At 71.5% G+C, this 17239-nt stretch carries 16 protein-coding genes; 9 read left to right on the top strand and 7 right to left on the bottom strand.

What is annotated here, in order from left to right:
- A partial coding sequence (locus RIF89_RS03490; RefSeq protein WP_309067769.1) for a hypothetical protein occupies positions 1-1048 on the bottom strand: 1048 nt, incomplete at its 3' end.
- A 70-nt stretch (positions 1049-1118) separates the two neighbouring features.
- Entirely contained in the window at positions 1119-1715 is a 597-nt protein-coding gene (locus RIF89_RS03485) for a PadR family transcriptional regulator (protein WP_309067768.1), read from the bottom strand.
- Between the two features lie 184 nt (positions 1716-1899).
- Here RIF89_RS03485 and RIF89_RS03480 point away from each other — a divergent pair, with 184 nt between their 5' ends.
- Positions 1900-2841, top strand: coding sequence for a phosphodiesterase (locus RIF89_RS03480; protein WP_309067767.1), 942 nt, complete (start codon positions 1900-1902; stop codon positions 2839-2841).
- 6 nt (positions 2842-2847) lie between these two features.
- Here the strand turns inward: RIF89_RS03480 and RIF89_RS03475 are convergent, their stop codons facing one another.
- Entirely contained in the window at positions 2848-4416 is a 1569-nt protein-coding gene (locus tag RIF89_RS03475) for a stealth family protein (RefSeq protein ID WP_309067766.1), read from the bottom strand.
- Between the two features lie 283 nt (positions 4417-4699).
- Here RIF89_RS03475 and secA point away from each other — a divergent pair, with 283 nt between their 5' ends.
- Together secA and RIF89_RS03465 are read left to right on the top strand one after the other, a co-directional pair.
- Positions 4700-7516 (top strand): preprotein translocase subunit SecA, encoded by a 2817-nt coding sequence (secA, locus tag RIF89_RS03470; protein WP_309067765.1) that lies wholly within the window; start codon positions 4700-4702, stop codon positions 7514-7516.
- Between the two features lie 147 nt (positions 7517-7663).
- Positions 7664-8926: a pyridoxal phosphate-dependent aminotransferase gene (locus RIF89_RS03465; RefSeq protein WP_309067764.1), complete on the top strand. Its 1263-nt coding sequence runs from the start codon at positions 7664-7666 to the stop codon at positions 8924-8926.
- A 34-nt stretch (positions 8927-8960) separates the two neighbouring features.
- Here RIF89_RS03465 and RIF89_RS03460 read toward each other — a convergent pair whose 3' ends face one another.
- Positions 8961-9413: an Rv3235 family protein gene (locus tag RIF89_RS03460; protein ID WP_309067763.1), complete on the bottom strand. Its 453-nt coding sequence runs from the start codon at positions 9411-9413 to the stop codon at positions 8961-8963.
- 158 nt (positions 9414-9571) lie between these two features.
- Between RIF89_RS03460 and RIF89_RS03455 the strand changes: the two genes are divergently transcribed.
- On the top strand, positions 9572-10195 hold the full coding sequence (locus RIF89_RS03455) for a hypothetical protein (RefSeq protein ID WP_309067762.1): 624 nt from the start codon (positions 9572-9574) through the stop codon (positions 10193-10195).
- 22 nt (positions 10196-10217) lie between these two features.
- Here the strand turns inward: RIF89_RS03455 and RIF89_RS03450 are convergent, their stop codons facing one another.
- Complete coding sequence (locus tag RIF89_RS03450; RefSeq protein ID WP_309067761.1) at positions 10218-10478, bottom strand: helix-turn-helix domain-containing protein; 261 nt, start codon at positions 10476-10478, stop codon at positions 10218-10220.
- A 98-nt stretch (positions 10479-10576) separates the two neighbouring features.
- Here RIF89_RS03450 and RIF89_RS03445 point away from each other — a divergent pair, with 98 nt between their 5' ends.
- From RIF89_RS03445 to RIF89_RS03435, 3 genes are read left to right on the top strand one after another with little or no spacing between them, the layout of a single operon-like run.
- Positions 10577-11293 (top strand): SAF domain-containing protein, encoded by a 717-nt coding sequence (locus RIF89_RS03445; RefSeq protein ID WP_309067760.1) that lies wholly within the window; start codon positions 10577-10579, stop codon positions 11291-11293.
- Entirely contained in the window at positions 11290-12573 is a 1284-nt protein-coding gene (locus tag RIF89_RS03440; RefSeq protein WP_309067759.1) for a hypothetical protein, read from the top strand. Before RIF89_RS03445 ends, RIF89_RS03440 begins: the two co-directional genes overlap by 4 nt.
- Before the next feature lie 9 nt (positions 12574-12582).
- Positions 12583-14088, top strand: coding sequence for a histidine kinase N-terminal domain-containing protein (locus tag RIF89_RS03435; protein ID WP_309067758.1), 1506 nt, complete (start codon positions 12583-12585; stop codon positions 14086-14088).
- A 70-nt stretch (positions 14089-14158) separates the two neighbouring features.
- On the opposite strand, the gene RIF89_RS03430 is transcribed toward RIF89_RS03435, so the two are convergent.
- Entirely contained in the window at positions 14159-14407 is a 249-nt protein-coding gene (locus RIF89_RS03430) for a WhiB family transcriptional regulator (RefSeq protein WP_188754950.1), read from the bottom strand.
- Positions 14408-14651: 244 nt separating this feature from the next.
- Between RIF89_RS03430 and RIF89_RS03425 the strand changes: the two genes are divergently transcribed.
- Complete coding sequence (locus RIF89_RS03425; RefSeq protein ID WP_309067757.1) at positions 14652-15056, top strand: histidine kinase; 405 nt, start codon at positions 14652-14654, stop codon at positions 15054-15056.
- A 1-nt stretch (position 15057) separates the two neighbouring features.
- Here RIF89_RS03425 and RIF89_RS03420 read toward each other — a convergent pair whose 3' ends face one another.
- Complete coding sequence (locus RIF89_RS03420; protein ID WP_309067756.1) at positions 15058-15834, bottom strand: EI24 domain-containing protein; 777 nt, start codon at positions 15832-15834, stop codon at positions 15058-15060.
- Between the two features lie 173 nt (positions 15835-16007).
- Between RIF89_RS03420 and RIF89_RS03415 the strand changes: the two genes are divergently transcribed.
- Positions 16008-17239 (top strand): Clp protease N-terminal domain-containing protein (locus tag RIF89_RS03415; protein ID WP_309067755.1); only part of this gene is annotated, 1232 nt, incomplete at its 3' end.

Genomic DNA, 17239 nt, shown 5'->3' with positions numbered 1-17239 from the left:
CGTCGGCGCCGATGTAGCCGCGGTGGCCCGAGATCACGCTGTTCGCGACGGCGATCGCGTGGTCGGCGGCGTCGACCGAATGCCGGACCTGCTCGATCGACGGCAGGGGACGGGCGGCGCGCTGCCGTGCCTTCTCCACGGCAGCGTCGAGCGCGGCGTTCGCGTCCCGCAGCGCCGCGAGATCCTCGAACGGATCGCTCGGCGTCCCCGGGCCCGGCAGCGCCGCGAGCGCGCCCTCGAGCGCGGCCACCGCTGCGCTCACCTCTGCCGCGTGCGGCGCACCCGACTGCGTGAAGGGACGCGCGGCCACGATATCCTGCCGCGAGTCGGCGATGACATCGGCGAGCGTCGACTGGGCGCGCAGGGCCTCGATCTCGAAGTCCTCGACGCCGTCGATGATCGTGCTCGCGCGCCGCACGGCCTCGGTCGCGGTCTCCAGCGCGACGTTGGCCTCCTCCGCGCGACGCGCCTCGCGGCGCCGCACCGACACGTCGGCGCTGTGCAGTGCGAACTCCAGAAGCTGCTCGGCCTCATCCGGGTTCGCCGAGACGCGGTGCAGGGCGGCCGCGCTGTAGCGCTTGGCGAGGCGCGAGACCGTCTCCCGCGTCAGCGGCAGGCGCGCGCGCAGTCGTTCGACGTCGTCGCGGATGCCCTCGATGATCTGCGGCGCCTGGCGCACGAGCGCCACCTTGTCGCGCAGCGCCTCGGTGCGCTCGTCGAGCACATCCTCGGCCCACTCGCACAGCTGGATGATGCGTGCGTTGCGCGTGCGCAGCTCCTCGGCCGTGTCGGGGATCTCGTCGTGATTGAGCTGATGCAGGTGGAACGCCTCGGACAGGTGCGTGCGCACGGCCGTCAGGCCCTCGCGCAGCGCGTTCGTGGGGTTCTCGCCGAGCTCCGCGACCGCGAACTCGAGCTCGTCGGAGGTCGTGCGGATGCGCTCGTCGGCGCCGACGAGCGCCGCGCGGGCGCGCCGCGCGAGGTCGTCGTCCTGCGCCTGCCGTGCCGCGTCTTCCTCGCGCTTGCGTCTGCCCCAGAATCCGGCCATGCGTCGATCCTATGGTTTGGCGGCGACGTGCGAACGAGCGCTTCGCCGCAGGCGGAACGCGGGCCGCGCGCTACGCGACCGCGGTTCGCGCGGGGCGCCCTCGTCGCGGGCGCTCGGTCGACAGATCGAGCGCGAGGGCGTGATCCGGATGCATCGCCAGGCGCTGCTCGCTGTGGTCGAGCCAGCGCATCTCGGCCTCGGCGGCGAAGATCATCGAGTCGACCACGAGCGACCACGCGATCGCCTCCGGGGTGTCGGGGTCCGGATCGGCCTGCTGCGCGAGCTGCAGCTCCCGCAGCCGCTCCCGCGTCGCGCTGCGCTGCGTCTGGATCACCGCCGCGACATCCACGCCGGGGAGCGTCGCCGCGAGCGCCAGCTTCATGGCGAGCTCGTCGCGCGCGGTCTGGCCGCGATCCACGGCGGTCGACAGCCACGCGCGCACCTGCGCACGGCCCGCATCGGCGATCCGCCAGTACACGTGGCCCTGCTCGTCGGCCGCAACGCGGGTCACGAGACCGTCGCGTTCGAGGCGCTCGAGCGTGTTGTAGATCTGCCCGACGTTCAGCGCCCAGGTGCCGCCCGTGCGGCGCTCGAACTCCGTGCGCAGCTGGTAGCCGTAGCACGGCGCCTGGTCGAGGATCGCGAGCAGGCTCTGACGTACCGACATCCCGACCGCCTCCTCCGCTCGTCCACAGCATATGCATACCGGGAAAATGCATACCGGAAAACGCCCGGCGACACGGCGTCGCGCCTCGACGTTCCGCAGGGATCGCGGTGCGCTCGGTGACGATTTGCCTACTGGTCACCGAGTGGTCACCGTAATCGCGAAACCCGTGGGTAGCATCGCGCGCATGTCCGACCCGTACATGTTCCGGATCGCCGAATACGCCCGCCCGAGTCACCTGCTCGTCCACCTCAGCGACACGCACCTGCGCTCGGGGACCGGGGTCTTCGGAATCGACGCGGCGGCGAACGTCGAACGCGTCATGGCCGAGCTCGAGCAGTCGGGCGGACGGCCTGATGCGCTGGTGTTCACGGGCGACCTCGCCGATCTCGGCGAGCCGGAGGCGTATGCGCGACTGCGCGCGTCGGTCGAGCCCGCCGCGCGGCGCCTCGGGGCCCGCGTGATCTGGGTGATGGGCAACCACGACGACCGCGACGTGTTCCGCCGCGAGCTGCTCGACGGGTCGGGCGACGCGCCCGTCGACGCCGTGCACGACGTGGACGGCCTGCGCGTCATCGTGCTCGACACGTCGGTGCCCGGTGCGCATCACGGCGAGATCAGTGACGATCAACTCGCCTGGCTCGCGCTCGAGCTGTCGATCCCCGCCCCGCACGGCACGATCCTCGCGATGCACCATCCGCCCGTTCCCAGCGTGCTCGACCTCGCGACCCTCGTCGAGCTGCGCGATCAGCACCGTCTCGCCGCCGTCCTGCGCGGCAGCGACGTGCGGGCGATCCTGGCCGGTCACGTGCACTTCTCGACGTCCGCGACGTTCGCCGGCATCCCGGTCTCGGTCGCGTCGGCGACGTGCTACACACAGGATCTCGGGGTGGGGGACGGCGGGATGCGCCCGCGCGACGGCGGTCAGTCGTACAACCTGGTGCACGTCTACGACGAGACGGTCGTGCACTCGGTCGTGCCGTTCGCGGACGCCGCCCCCGCCGAGATCACGACCGCCGAGGAGACCCGGCGACGCCTCGCCGAGGCGCGGGTGGTGATCCCGGAGTCGACCCATCGAGCGCGGTGGGACGAGCGGGTCCCGTCCGCGTCCGTGCCGCTGCGGACCTGACGCGGCTCAGTCCTCGCCGGGGGAGAGCCGCTCCCACGGTGCGGGCACCGGGAAGTACGCCTCGAGCAGGTCGCGCACGGCGCGCTCGCGCACGTCCTCCGGCATCTCGGGGATGCTGCCGTCGTTCAGGCAGAACATGTCGGCGTCGCGTCGCGCGAGCAGCCGGTCCATGCGGTGCAGGGAGGACTGCAGCGTCGTCTGGATGTACGCGGTGCGCGGGGCCGTCGTGGGGAGCGCACGACCGGTCATCAGCGCGTAGTAGTGGTACAGCGAGTTGGTGACCGACACATCCGTCGCGCTGCGGAAGCGCGCCGCGGCCGTGCGGGCGAAGTCCTCGGGGAACTCCCGCTCGAGCTCGGCCATGACGCTTCGGCGGTGCGGCGTGGCGCAGTGCTGGAGGTCGCGCGTGATGATCCGGCCGAACCTGTCGCGCAGCAGCGCGCGGTTGACGCGCGCGGCGTTGTCATGCCCGCTGCGGGTCGCATCCGGCGCCCCCGTGCCGATCCGCACGTCCGATTCGACGAACTGCGTGATCCCGGCCGCGGTGAAGAACAGCTCCGGACGCACGGGCCGACCGAAGAACATGTCGTCGTTCGAGTACAGGAAGTGCTCGGCCAGGCCCGGGATGCGGTGAAGCTGGGCCTCGACCGCATGAGAGTTGTGCGTGGGCAGCACCGACGTGTCGGCGAAGAACTCCTCGCTGCGGACCACTCGCACGCGCGGGTGCTCGCGCAGCCACCACGGCACGGGACTGTCGGTGGCGATCCAGATCGTCCGGATCCACGGCGCGAACATGTGCACGCTGCGCAGCGCATAGCGCAGCTCGTCGATCTGGCGGAACCGCGCCGCGTGGTCGTCGCCGTCGCCGACGACGTACGCGTTCATGCGCTTCGCGCGTTCGCGCTGGAAGTCGCTGGAGGATCCGTCGACCCACGAGAAGACGATGTCGACGGGTGCGGTGAACTCGTTCGCCCCCGGCGTCCACATGCCCTCGATCGTCTGCCACTCCCGGCCGTGACGGTCGACCCTGTCCAGGGTCAGGTCGTCCACGGCGATCGAGCGGCGCGTGAGCGCGTTGGGGCGCGGTGCGTGCAGCATGCCGCCCTCGCGCCGCCAGAACTCCAGTCGCACGCCGTACTCGGCGCCGTAGCGCAGGGATCCGGACGGCACGACGCGGGGACGGAAGACCGTGGCGACGTCCGCGCGGCCGAAGGCGTTCGCCGCGCCGGCGAAGACGGCGCGCACGGTTCCGCCCTCACGGCGAGCCGCGGCCCATGGTCCTCTGTCCGCCGCCTCGTCCAGCGCCGCCAGAGCCGCCTCGCGCTGCGAGTGGGGAAGGGCGAGCGCGGGCCGCCCGCTCGATCGACGCAGCAGCCAGGGCTCGAGTCCGTGGGACTCGAGCAGCGCGGCGAGGTCGAGCAGGTCGAAGGTCTCCGCCTGCGCGGGGGTCGCGGCGGTCACCAGGTGCGGCAGGCCGCCTACGATGCGGATCGCGTCGGTCGCCTCGGCGGCCGTGTTCGGGAGGGCGGGGGCGGTCTCGTCGGGTCGCCACGGGGCAGGGTCCACCAGCGTCATCGATCACCTCTGTTCAGAGAGCGGGTCGGTCTGCGCCATCGCTCCCGGCGAGGGGAAAGATCCGGAGGACGTCGAGTCCAGCCTCGGATCCGGGACGAGAACGATGCGGCGCTGCCGGCGCGGAGCAGCCGGTGCACCGAGCATAGTTGCTGGAACCGCGAGCCGCCCAGCCGCGACATAGGTCACGGACCGATAACATGGGTCCGTATGCCCGTCGCCGTGCGGCGGGGAACACGGCACCGCCGCTCGACCCGGGCGAGGGCCGAGGACGAGGAGACATCACGTGGCGAATCCCTTCGAGAAGCTGCTCCGCGCCGGAGAGGGACGCGTCCGCCGCCGCCTGCAGCAGGTGGTCGCGGCCGTGGGCGCCCTCGAGGAGGACTACACGCAGCTCACCGACGAGGAGCTGCGCGGCGAGACCGCCGAGCTGCGCGCCCGATTCGAGGCCGGCGAGACGCTGGACCACCTGATGCCCGAGGCCTTCGCCGCGGTGCGTGAGGCGGCCAAGCGCACGCTCGGCATGCGTCCGTACGACGTGCAGATCATGGGTGGCGCGGCGCTTCATCTGGGCAACATCGCCGAGATGAAGACCGGTGAGGGAAAGACGCTCGTCGCGACCCTTCCCGCGTACCTCAACGCGATCGCCGGCAAGGGCGTGCACGTCATCACGGTGAACGACTTCCTCGCGTCGTACCAGGCCGAGCTGATGGGTCGCGTGTACCGCGCGCTCGGCATGACGACCGGCGTGATCGTGTCGGGGCAGACGCCGGCCGTGCGTCGTGAGCAGTACGCGGCCGACATCACCTACGGCACCAACAACGAGTTCGGTTTCGACTACCTGCGCGACAACATGGCGTGGCGCAAGGAGGACCTCGTCCAGCGCGGTCACTTCTTCGCGATCGTGGACGAGGTCGACTCGATCCTGATCGACGAGGCCCGCACCCCGCTGATCATCTCGGGCCCGTCGTCGGGCGAGGCGAACCGCTGGTTCACCGAGTTCGCGAAGGTCGCGCGCACGCTCGAGGAGGGCGTCGACTTCGAGGTCGACATCAAGAAGCGCACCGTCGGCGTGCTCGAGGCGGGCATCGAGAAGGTCGAGGACTACCTCGGCATCGACAACCTGTACGAGTCGGCGAACACGCCGCTCATCTCCTTCCTGAACAACTCGATCAAGGCGCTCGCGCTGTTCAAGCGCGACACCGACTACGTCGTGATGAACGACGAGGTCATGATCGTCGACGAGCACACGGGACGCATCCTGGTCGGCCGCCGCTACAACGAGGGCATCCACCAGGCGATCGAGGCGAAGGAGGGCGTGCCGGTCAAGGCCGAGAACCAGACCCTCGCGACCGTGACCCTCCAGAACTACTTCCGCCTGTACGACAAGCTGTCGGGCATGACGGGCACGGCCGAGACGGAGGCCGGCGAGTTCATGTCGACGTATTCGCTCGGCGTGATCCCGATCCCGACCAACAAGCCGATGGTCCGCTCGGATCAGCGCGATCTCGTCTACCGCAACGAGAAGGGCAAGTTCGCGCAGGTCGTCGAGGACATCGCGGAGCGCCACGAGAAGGGCCAGCCCGTGCTGGTCGGCACCGTGAGCGTCGAGAAGAGCGAGTACCTGTCCCGTCTGCTCGCGAAGAAGGGCATTCGCCACGAGGTCCTGAACGCGAAGAACCATGCGCGCGAGGCCGAGATCGTGGCGCGCGCCGGACGCCTCGGCAGTGTCACGGTCGCCACCAACATGGCCGGACGAGGCACCGACATCATGCTCGGCGGCAACGCCGAGTTCCTCGCCGTGCAGGAGATGAAGGCGAAGGGGATGGATCCGGCGAGCACGGATCCGGAGGAGTACGACGCCGAGTGGGCGGTCGTGTTCGAACGCGTGCGCAGCGAGGTCGCCGAGGAGGCGGCGAAGGTCGTCGAGGTCGGCGGTCTCTACGTGCTCGGCACCGAGCGCCACGAGTCGCGCCGCATCGACAACCAGCTGCGCGGTCGCGCGGGACGACAGGGAGACCCCGGCGAGAGCCGCTTCTACCTGTCCCTCGAGGACGACCTGATGCGCCGCTTCCAGTCGGGCGCCGCCGATGCGCTGCTGGCGCGCACCGACCTTCCCGACGACGTGGCGATCGAGTCGCGCCTGGTGTCGAACCTCATCAAGAACGCGCAGGCTGCGATCGAGTCGCGCAACGCGGAGGCGCGCAAGAACGTCCTGAAGTACGACGACGTCCTGAACCGACAGCGCGAGGCGATCTACTCCGATCGTCGTCACATCCTGCAGGGCGACGACATCGCGGATCGCGTGCAGCACTTCATCGAGGACGCCATCACGGCCGTGATCGACGAGCACACCGCGGGCGGGCACAACGAGAGCTGGGACTTCGACGCGCTGTGGACCGAGCTGAAGACGCTCTACCCCGTTGGCGTCACGATCGACGAGGTCGTCGCGGAGGCGGGCGGCCGCAAGGGCGGCATCACGGCGGAGGGGCTCAAGCGCGAGCTGCTGAGCGACGCGAAGATCGCGTACGACAAGCGCGAGGAGACGCTCGGCACCGCCGCGATGCGCGAGCTCGAGCGCCGCGTCGTGCTGCAGGTGCTCGACCGCCGCTGGCGTGACCACCTCTACGAGATGGACTACCTCAAGGACGGCATCGGGCTGCGCGCCATGGCGCAGCGTGATCCGCTGATCGAGTACCAGCGCGAGGGCTACTCGATGTTCCAGACGATGATGGGCCAGATCAAGGAGGAGGCCGTCGGCTACCTCTTCAATCTCGAGGTGCAGGTGCGCCGCGTGGGCGAGGGCGAGCAGGCGCAGGCCGAGGTCGAGGCGAAGGGCCTGTCCGACCAGCCGGTCGACCAGCAGCTCGAGTACTCCGCGCCCAACGATGCGGGCGAGATCGAGGTGCGCAACGACCGCGGCCAGGTGAACAAGGCCGCGACGGATCGGGTGCGGCGCACGGCCCAGCAGCCCGCGCAGACGCACGCGACCGCGTCGCAGACCGGACCGGGGGCGAGCGCCTTCGGTCAGGCGGCGGATGCGGCGACGCAGCAGGGAGCCCCGATGAACCGCGAGCAGCGGCGCGCCGCCAAGAAGCGGTAGCCTCCTCAGCCGGCGCGCGCTCCGCTCGAGGATCGCGGGACGTGCGTCCCGTGTGTTCCCGAGTGGAGCGCGCGTCGGCCGGCAAAGACCGAACGCAGGTCCACGCGTGCGAGCGTGGACCGGTGGGCCTCGGCATATCCTGAGGCGATGACCACCCCTGTCTCGACCGGCCCGCAGCCCGGCGCCCGCCGCCTGCGTTCGCTGGATCAGTCCTCGAAGCTCAAGAACGTCCTCTACGAGATCCGGGGCGCCGCCCTGGACGAGGCGGCTCGGCTCGAGGCCGCGGGGCACTCGGTGCTCAAGCTCAACACCGGCAACCCGGCGATCTTCGGCTTCGAGGCGCCGTACCAGATCGTGCGCGACATGATCGCCGCCGTCCCGACCGCGCATGGTTACAGCGAGAGCCGCGGCATCCTCGCCGCGCGCCGCGCGATCGTCAGCCGCTACGAGGAGATCCCGGGCTTCCCGCACGTGGATCCGCAGAACGTCTACCTCGGCAACGGCGTCTCCGAGCTCATCACGATGACGATGCAGGCGCTGCTCGATCAGGGCGATGAGGTCCTCATCCCCGCGCCGGACTACCCGCTCTGGACGGCCATGACGAGCCTGTCCGGCGGCACCCCGGTGCACTACATCTGCGACGAGCAGAACGGGTGGAACCCGGACCTCGAGGACATCCGAGCGAAGATCACCGATCGCACAAAGGCGATCGTGATCATCAACCCCAACAACCCGACAGGCGCGGTGTACTCGCGCGAGGTGCTGGAGAGCATCGCCGACATCGCCCGCGAGCATTCGCTGCTCGTGCTGAGCGATGAGATCTACGACCGGATCCTGTACGACGGGGCCCAGCACATCCCCATGGCGACCGTCGCGCCCGACCTGCTGTGCCTCACCTTCAACGGCCTGTCGAAGACCTACCGCGTGGCGGGCTATCGGTCGGGCTGGATGGTGATCACCGGCCCGCAGGAGCACGCGAAGGGCTTCATCGAGGGCATCACGCTGCTGGCCTCGACCCGCCTGTGCCCCAACGTCCCCGCCCAGCACGCGGTGCTCGCGGCCCTCACCGGCGTGCAGACGATCGACTCCCTCGTGGCGCCGCAGGGGCGCCTGCTCGAGCAGCGCGACGTGACGTGGGAGAAGCTGAACGAGATCCCGGGCGTGTCGTGCGTCAAGCCGCAGGGCGCGCTGTACGCGTTCCCGCGGCTCGACCCCGAGGTGCACGAGATCCGCGACGACGCGAAGCTCGTCTACGACCTGCTCGTCGCCGAGCGCATCCTGCTCGTGCAGGGCACGGGGTTCAACTGGGCGACTCCTGACCACCTGCGCATCGTCACGCTTCCGGAGGCGCGCGTGCTGAGCGAGGCGGTCGAGCGCCTGGGCAACTTCCTGAGCTCGTACACGCAGTAGCGGTCACCGGGTCCCGCGGCCCGGGATCCGCGGATCACAGGATCGACAGGCTCGTCGCGCGCCAGCGGCGATCCATGCCCTCGAGGCGCATGGCGACGGCGCGCGTGCGCTGCGGCGTCTCGACGACGATGACGCTCTCGACCACGCCGTCCGCGGGAGACGAGTGCCGGATCGAGCGGACCGCGTAGACGGGTCGGAGGGCCGGCTGGCGTCGGGCGCTGCGGGCGCGCACGGCCATGCCGGCTCGTGTGACCAGCGAGCGGTACGGCTCCTCGGTGAGCCAGCGGGCGAGCTGCTCGGGCTCGCGCACGCCTGCGAGCACCTCGAGCACGCCGCGGGTCAGCGCGGTCAGCAGCGGCTCGGGGTCCGGGAGGCGCTCGCTCGGCGTGTGCTGACGGGCGAAGTGCTCCTCGACGTCTGCGAGCTTGCGCAGCGGCGGGTGCGCGGCGGCCGAGGACGGTTGCGGCGACGACAGCGGTTGGGACATCGAGACCCCCGGGTTATCGGTGCGGAACGAGTCGCCAGTCCAACACCGGCCGTCGAGGCCTCCCGAGTCGGCACGTATGTCCGTGGAGACGCACGCGGGCACGAAGCGCCTGTGGACAGCCGCCGCGGGGGCCTCGAGCGGTGGCCTACGCTCGGCCCGTGCGATGGGAGCGCTTCTTCGACGACCTGGAGGACCAGCTCGCCGCCGAGTGGGAGGCGGAACGCGCCGCGCTCGAATCGGAGGCGGAGCGGCTCCGCCTCGCGCGCGTCGATCTGCGGGCTCGGCTCGTCGGCCTGGCGCGCGACGCCGAGGCGCCCCTCACGATCGAACTGGCCGACGGGCTGTCGGTCGAGGTGCGGATCTCGGCGGTCGGCGCCGACTGGGTCGCGGCGGCGGAGAACGGCGGCGGGCGCCGGCTCCTGCTCGCGCGCATCCCGGCGATCCGCGCCGTGCAGGCCTCCCACGACGATCTGCTGCGCAGTGCGCGACCCGTCGAGCACGGCGACCGGCTGGCCGAGCGCGTCACGTTCGCGCTCGCGATGCGCGACCTCGCCCGTCGTCGCGTGGGCGTGGCGATCGGCGTGCCCTCGCACGGCGACGGCTCATCCGGACGGGTCCTGACCGGCACGGTGGATCGCGTCGGAGGGGATCATCTCGACCTCGCGCTGCATGACGCCGGAGCACCCCGACGTGCGTCGGAGGTGCGCTCCTACCGGATGCTGCCGCTCTCCGCGATCGCCTGGGTGAGGATCGACGCCGCGGCCGGTGTGCCCGTCGTCTGAGGCAACGCCCGGGCCGCGTTCGTCAGCGGTTCGTGCCCCACAGCTCGGGGAAGCTCGCGGCATTGGACTGCCGCCACAGCGCCATGCGGCGCGCCTCCTCGACCTGGGCGTCGAGGTACTCGGCCACGCTGTCGCGCTCGATGCGCCAGCGCGCGGGCGAGCCGACGCGGGCGCCGCGCAGTCGTCCGTCCTGCACGAGCTCGATGACCTCCTCCACGCGGATGCCCAGCAGCTCGGCGACCTGAGCGGGGGGCACGTGACGGCGTGACGGATCGTCGACCATGCCCCCATTATGAGCGCCGCCTCAGGCACGGACAGGACGACATCCGGGCCTGTGGAGAACCTCGGTCGGGCATCGCCGGTTTTTGCGACGATGCCCGCATGAGCACGATGACCGCCACCCCGACCGGCACCGCCCGGGCGTCGTCCCCGGCCCCGCGCACGACGCGTCGGGTCTGGGCCGACGCGCGCTTCGTGATCGGCCTGGTCCTGGTGGCCGCTTCCATCGCGGGCGTGTGGTTCGTCGTCGGGGCCGCGCGGCAGACCGTGCCGGTGCTCGCGGCGTCCGGCACGCTCGTCGCCGGTCAGGCCATCACCGCGGCCGATGTGACGGTGGTCGAGGTCGCGCTCGGGCAGGCGCAGGGCGCCTATGTGGCGCCGGAGGCGATCGGCGAGGGGCTCGTGGCGCTGCGCACGATCGGGCGAGGTGAGCTGCTGCCCGCGGGCGCCACGGGCTCCGCTGAACGCAGCGACCGCACGTCCGTCGTCGTGCGCAGTTCGGTCGACGTGCCGGCGGGGGTGGATCGCGGCGCGCTCGTCGAGCTGTGGGAGACGCCGCCCGCGGAGGAGCCGGGGACGTTCGGGGCGCCGCGCATCCTGGTCGCCGACGCCGTGGTGGCGCGCGTGACGCGCGAGGACGGGGTGATGGCGTCGAGCGGTGCGGCACTCGAGCTCGTGATCGACCGCGCGCGCGTCGCCGACGTGCTCGCGGCCGTCGCGGCCGGATCTGTGCTGTCGGCCGTGCCGACCACGGGCGAGGGGGCCGCGGCGCTTCCCGAGCCCGGGACGACGGATCCCGCCGAGGAGGAGGGCGAGTGATCGCGCTCGTCGTCGCGGATCGGTCCGACGCCGAGCGCCTGGTGGAGGAGCTGCGCGACGAGGGAGTCACGGTGCTCGCGGTCGTGGGGCCGGACACGCTCGCCACGGCGGAGGAACCTTTCTCAGGCCTCACGACGCGCCTGGCGGAGGCCGACACGCTCGTGCTCGCGGCCGGAGGGGTGCTGACGGCGGCGCTCGTGGCGCACTGCGACCGTCACGGCGTGCGCATCGTCGTGCTCGCCGACCGTCCCGCCGACGTGCGGGCCGCGCGCAGCTTCGGGCTGACCGATCCGCTGCCGTCCGACGCGCCGGGGTGGCGGATCGTCGCCGCGGCAGGCGGAGGGCGGATCACCGACTCCGCCGAGGAGCGCGAGCGCGGCCGGATCATCGTGGTGTGGGGCCCGGAGGGCGCTCCCGGCCGCACGACGCTCGCGATCGAGCTCGCGGTCGAGCATGCGAGGGCCGGATCGCACGTGGCGCTGATCGACGCGGACAGCCACGCGCCGGCGCTCGCGATCGCGGCGGGCCTGGCGGACGAGAGTCCGGGCTTCGCGGCCGCGTGCCGGCAGGCCGAGTTCGGTCTGCTCGATGCCGGAGAGCTGCTGCGCGTGAGCGTGCCCCTCGGCGACCCGGACGGTCGGGTGGACGTCCTGACCGGCATCAACCGTGTCTCGCGCTGGCCCGAGCTGTCCGGGCCGCGCGTCGCGGCGGCGCTCGTGGTGATCCGGGACTGGGCGGACGTCGTGATCGTCGACGTCGCAGCGACGCTGGAATCGGACGAGGAGATCGTGAGCGACCTCGACGGTCCGCGCCGCAATGCGGCGACGCTCGCCGCGCTGAGCGTGGCCGATCACGTGGTGGCGGTCGGCTCGGCGGATCCGGTGGGGCTCTCGCGCCTTGTGCGGGGCCACGCGGAGCTGCGTCGCATCGTGGGCGCGACGCCGGTGCGGGTCGTGATCAACAGACTGCGCTCGGGGCCGCTCGGCATCGATCCGCGGGGGCAGGTGCGCCGCGCGCTCGAGCGCTTCTCGGGCATCACCGAGGTCTCCTTCATCCCCGACGATCGCCGGGCAGCGGATGCCGCGCTGCTCGCGGCGCGCCCCGTCGGCGAGGTCGCACCGCGATCCGGACTCGCGCAGGCCGTGCGCCGGCTGGCGGCGCAGATGCGGCTCCGCGGCATGTCGCGCGAGCCGCGCTCGGCGCCGCTCGCGGCCGGGCGGCCGCGGCGTCGCGCCTTCCGCGCGGACAGCAGACGGGGAGCGGCGATCCTCGACCCATAAGCTTGACGTGTGTCGACCCTCAGTGACCTCGTCTACGCCCAGGGAATCGCGAGCGAGGCGGACGTCGAGTGGCTTCATCGCCTCGCCGGCGACGGGCAGCTGCTCGCAGATCTGTCCTTCGCGGACATCGTGATGTGGGTTCCCGCCTCCGACGACTCGTTCGTCGCCGTCGCGCACACGCGGCCGGGCGGTGCGGCGACGCTGTTCTACCGCGACATCGTGGGGGAGAGGATCCGCCCGCAGTGGCAGGCGCAGGTCCGCGAGGCGTTCACGGCCCCCGGCATCATCGACTCGTCCAGCCCCGAGTGGTTCGAGGAGACCCCCACGCGCGTGCGCGCCGTGCCGATCGTGCGCAAGCTCGACGGCGACCAGGCCGTGATGGGTGTCCTGACGCGGCACACGAACCTGGGCGACGTGCGCGCGCCGTCGCGCCAGCAGATCACGTTCAACGACTGCGCCGACGACATCTTCCGGATGATCGCGACGGGCGACTTCCCCGACCTGTCCGCGCCGACGGGTCCGCGCAGGGGCGCACCGCGTGCGGCCGACGGCCTGATCCGCCTCGACGTCGACGGCGTCGTCACCTTCGCGAGCCCGAACGCGCTGTCGGCGTTCAACCGCGTCGGCTTCGCGGACGAGCTCGAGGGCGAGTCGCTCGCCGAGGTGACGAGCCGGATCCTGCCTGCCGCGCGCGACACCGACGAGTCGCTGCCGGTCGTGGTGACCGGCCGCGCCCCGTGGCGCACCGACATCGAGGCGCGCGGCGTCACGGTGTCCCTGCGGGCGATCCCGCTGCGCGACCACGGTAACCGGACGGGCGCGATCGTGCTCTGCCGCGACGTCACCGAGCTGCGCCACCAGGAGCAGGAGCTGCTGACGAAGGACGCGACGATCCGCGAGATCCATCACCGCGTCAAGAACAACCTGCAGACGGTGGCGTCCCTGCTGCGCATCCAGGCTCGTCGCACGAAGTCCGAGGAGGCCCGCGAGTCGCTGACGCAGGCGATGCAGCGCGTCGCGGCGATCGCGGTCGTGCACGACACGCTGTCGGAGGGGCTGTCGCAGAACGTCGACTTCGACCAGGTGTTCGACCGCGTGCTGCGACTGGTCGCCGAGGTCGCGGCCGCCCCCAACACGCTCGCCCACACGCACTCGATCGGGAAGTTCGGCGTGCTGCCCAGCGAGTACGCCACTCCGCTCGCGCTCGCGCTCACCGAGCTGGTGACCAACGCCGTCGAGCACGGGCTGAAGGGTCAGGAGGGCAAGGTGGAGATCATCGCCGAGCGCGACGAGGAGCAGCTCGTGGTCCGCGTGCGCGACTCCGGCAGCGGCCTTCCCGAAGGCACCGTGGGGCGCGGACTGGGCACGCAGATCGTGCGCACCCTGATTCAGGGAGAGCTCAGCGGGTCCATCGAGTGGCGCACGCTGAGCGGCGAGGAGCCTCCCGCGGGCGGTCAGATCGAGAGCGGCACCGAGGTGCTGATCGAGATCCCGCTGAAGTGGATCAAGCGATAGCGCGGACATGAGAAGAGGCGCCCTCCGCGGAGGGCGCCTCTTCTCAGTGGGCTGTGTGTGGGAGCGCGAGTCAGCCGGCGCGGCGCGCACGAGCGGCTCGGCGCTTCAGCGCGCGACGCTCGTCCTCGCTGAGTCCGCCCCACACGCCCGAGTCCTGACCGGACTCGAGGGCGTACTGCAGGCAGACCTCGGTGACGGTGCACCGTGCGCACACGGACTTGGCCTTCTCGATCTGGTCGACTGCCGGGCCGGTGTTGCCGACCGGGAAGAAGAGTTCCGGGTCGACCGTCAGGCAGGCCGCCTTGTCGCGCCAATCCATGGTGATGCTCCTCGCAATGTGGTGGGGTTCGATCGGAGCGGATGACGCTCGCTTTCGAGGGTGGGAAGCGCATCCATTCGGGTCGGATACGCTGGTCATGGCGTGAGCCGCGGCCCACGACCCACCACGTTGTGGGAAACATGCCGTTAACAATCTTCGTACAGCCGGGTACCGAGCACAAGGGTCAATTCGGCTGCGCGCCTTCGAATCGTCTGTACGCCCACGAACCCGTGAGGAGAGTCCGATGCCTCGCCGGATCGCCCGGATCGCCGCCGTGCTGCTCGCGCTCGAGGCCGCAGGGATCCTCGCGCTGATCGTCTGGCAGGTCGTCGCACTGGCGGGCGCGGACACGACGGATCCGGTCAGCGCGGTCGCGCTCATCGTGCTGACCGCGGTGGGCGCGGTCGCGGTCGGCGCGTTCGCCGCCGCGACGTGGCGCGGACGGTCGTGGGGACGCTCGGGCGGCGTGGTGACGCAGCTGCTGATCGTCGCCGTCGCGGTGGGAGCGCTCACGGGAGAGTTCCCCCAGGTCGGCGTGGCCGTCGCGCTCGCCGCGCCCGCGGTGGTGGTGCTCGTGCTGCTGTTCCTGGCGGCGCGCGAGGCGCACGCGCAGGATGGCGCGAACCGCGAGAGCGCGCGCGAGGACTGAGTCAGTTCGGGATCGTCGTCGCCGGCGTCGCCGGCGTCGCGGGGGTCGCCGTCGGCTCGCCCGCCAGGTGCCGGCCGAGGAGCGCGGCACCCGCCACGGCTGCGGGCATCACGACGATCGCGGCGCCCGGCACGAGGAAGCACGCGTGCACCGCGACGCCGAAGCCCAGCACGCGCGTCCGGTTCGCCTTCAGGAGGGCGGCGCGCCGCGTCCCGTCCAGGCCCCGCGCCGTGAGTCCCCGCGAGGAGAGCTCGTCGGCGATCACCCGGCCGTTCAGCAGCGCCCCGACGACGGCGCCCGTGATGCCGCCGACGACCGGCACGAGGGCAACGAGTCCGGCGCACAGCGCGGACAGCAGGCCCTTGCCGAACAGGCCGAGAGCGTCGCCGATCGACTTGCCGATGCCATACGGCGCGTCGGGGACGGTGCCGCCCAGGTCCTGTTCGACCGAGCGCCAGATCCTGTCGTAGAAGGGCTCTCCGACGACGAGCGTGAGGGCCGTGAACGTCGTGATCGCCAGCACGATCGCTCCGCCCATGAGGGCGATCCCGAGCAGCCATCGCAGCAGGTTCGCCCACAGTTCGTCCCACCCGTCCGCGAACGGCGTGACGGCATCGAGCAGGCCCGGCAAGGCGAAGCCGAGTGCGACGAGCGCTCCCGCCAGGGCCAGCCCGACGATCGCGGCGGGGATGAGTCCCGCCGCCATCACGCCGGGATGACGCCGCCACCAGCCGAAGCCGGCGATCAGCGTCCGCACTCCCCGTCCGAACTCGCGCACGCCTCCAGGATAGGCGGGTGAGAGGCCCGCGCCTGCGGCGGCCGAACGACAAGACGGTGTGCGCGGGAATACCCGCGGACGCATGGCGTTTAAGTTGACAGACCTTGACTCAAGTTCCAAACTTGATGCGACGGCACGCAACTTTGCGATTCCATTTCGGGAGGAGATCCGGGATGCCCGACACCCCTTCGACTGGCGACTTCTTCGGCGCGAGCGCGTTCGACGAGTTCCTCGCCCGTTATCTGCAGGGCGAGCGCGCCCGCGCTGCCCGTTCGGTCGATCTGAGCCGCTACCTCAGCGCGCGCACGCAGGAGCTGCTGCAGCGCGCGGGCCGCTTCGCGCTCGGCCGCGGCCAGCACGAGCTCGACGCGCTGCACGTGCTGCACGTCCTCACGGAGGACCGCGCGGTGTCCTCCGCCATCTCGCGCGTCGGAGCGGACGGCGCCGCCGTCGCGGCAGCCGCCGAGCAGCGTCTGCCGCAGGCCGGTCCCGGCGTGGACGCCGAGGGCGCGGTCATCACGCCCGCCGTGCAGCGCGCCCTGTTCCATGCGTTCCAGGTGGCTCGGTCGTCCGGCTCGACGTACATCGACCCCGAGCACGTCTTCTTCGCGCTCGTGCTGGCTCAGGACACCCCCGCCGGGCAGATCCTGTCGACCGCCGGCATCACGGCCGAGGCCCTCACGCAGGGCGTCCGCGAGACCGTCGCGCCTGAGAGCGCCGAAGCGCCGAGCGCGGCGCCGCAGGGCGGCGGCATGCTGGAGACCTACGGCACGGACCTCACGCAGCGGGCCCGTGACGGCCTGCTCGACCCCGTGATCGGTCGCGCGTCCGAGATCGAGCAGACGATCGAGATCCTGTCGCGGCGCACGAAGAACAATCCCGTGCTCGTCGGCGAGGCCGGCGTCGGCAAGACCGCCGTCGTCGAGGGACTCGCGCGCGCGATCGTGGCGGGGGACGTTCCCGAGCAGCTGCGCGAGAAGAGCGTGATCTCGCTCGACCTTGCCGCCATGCTGGCGGGCACCCGCTACCGCGGCGACTTCGAGGAGCGCCTGACCAAGACCGTCGAGGAGGTCGCAGCGCGCAAGGACGAGGTCATCCTGTTCATCGACGAGATCCACACGGTCGTCGGCGCGGGCGGCGGCGGCGAGGGCGCGATGGACGCCGGCAACATCCTGAAGCCCCGTCTGGCGCGTGGCGAGCTGCACCTGATCGGCGCGACCACGCTCAAGGAGTACCGCACGATCGAGAAGGACGCCGCGCTCGAGCGCCGCTTCCAGCCTGTGCGGGTGGGCGAGCCGTCGGTGACGGACGCGATCGAGATCCTGCGCGGTCTGCGCTCGGCGTACGAGGAGCACCACCGCCTCACGTACACGGACGAGGCGCTGCGCGCCGCGGTGGAGCTCAG

This window comes from Microbacterium sp., from assembly GCF_031178525.1.
Classification (GTDB): Bacteria; Actinomycetota; Actinomycetes; order Actinomycetales; family Microbacteriaceae; genus Microbacterium.
Note: the sequence above shows the minus strand (reverse complement) of the source record. Positions and strands in the feature narration are given on the sequence as shown.

What these genes read in the sequence shown, in the direction of transcription:
- RIF89_RS03485 (WP_309067768.1), bottom strand. Translation starts at nt 1,715, where the DNA reads ATGTCGGTACGTCAGAGCCTGCTCGCGATCCTCGACCAGGCGCCGTGC.
- RIF89_RS03480 (WP_309067767.1), top strand. Translation starts at nt 1,900, where the DNA reads ATGTCCGACCCGTACATGTTCCGGATCGCCGAATACGCCCGCCCGAGT.
- RIF89_RS03475 (WP_309067766.1), bottom strand. Translation starts at nt 4,416, where the DNA reads ATGACGCTGGTGGACCCTGCCCCGTGGCGACCCGACGAGACCGCCCCC.
- RIF89_RS03465 (WP_309067764.1), top strand. Translation starts at nt 7,664, where the DNA reads ATGACCACCCCTGTCTCGACCGGCCCGCAGCCCGGCGCCCGCCGCCTG.
- RIF89_RS03460 (WP_309067763.1), bottom strand. Translation starts at nt 9,413, where the DNA reads ATGTCCCAACCGCTGTCGTCGCCGCAACCGTCCTCGGCCGCCGCGCAC.
- RIF89_RS03450 (WP_309067761.1), bottom strand. Translation starts at nt 10,478, where the DNA reads ATGGTCGACGATCCGTCACGCCGTCACGTGCCCCCCGCTCAGGTCGCC.
- RIF89_RS03445 (WP_309067760.1), top strand. Translation starts at nt 10,577, where the DNA reads ATGAGCACGATGACCGCCACCCCGACCGGCACCGCCCGGGCGTCGTCC.
- RIF89_RS03430 (WP_188754950.1), bottom strand. Translation starts at nt 14,407, where the DNA reads ATGGATTGGCGCGACAAGGCGGCCTGCCTGACGGTCGACCCGGAACTC.
- RIF89_RS03425 (WP_309067757.1), top strand. Translation starts at nt 14,652, where the DNA reads ATGCCTCGCCGGATCGCCCGGATCGCCGCCGTGCTGCTCGCGCTCGAG.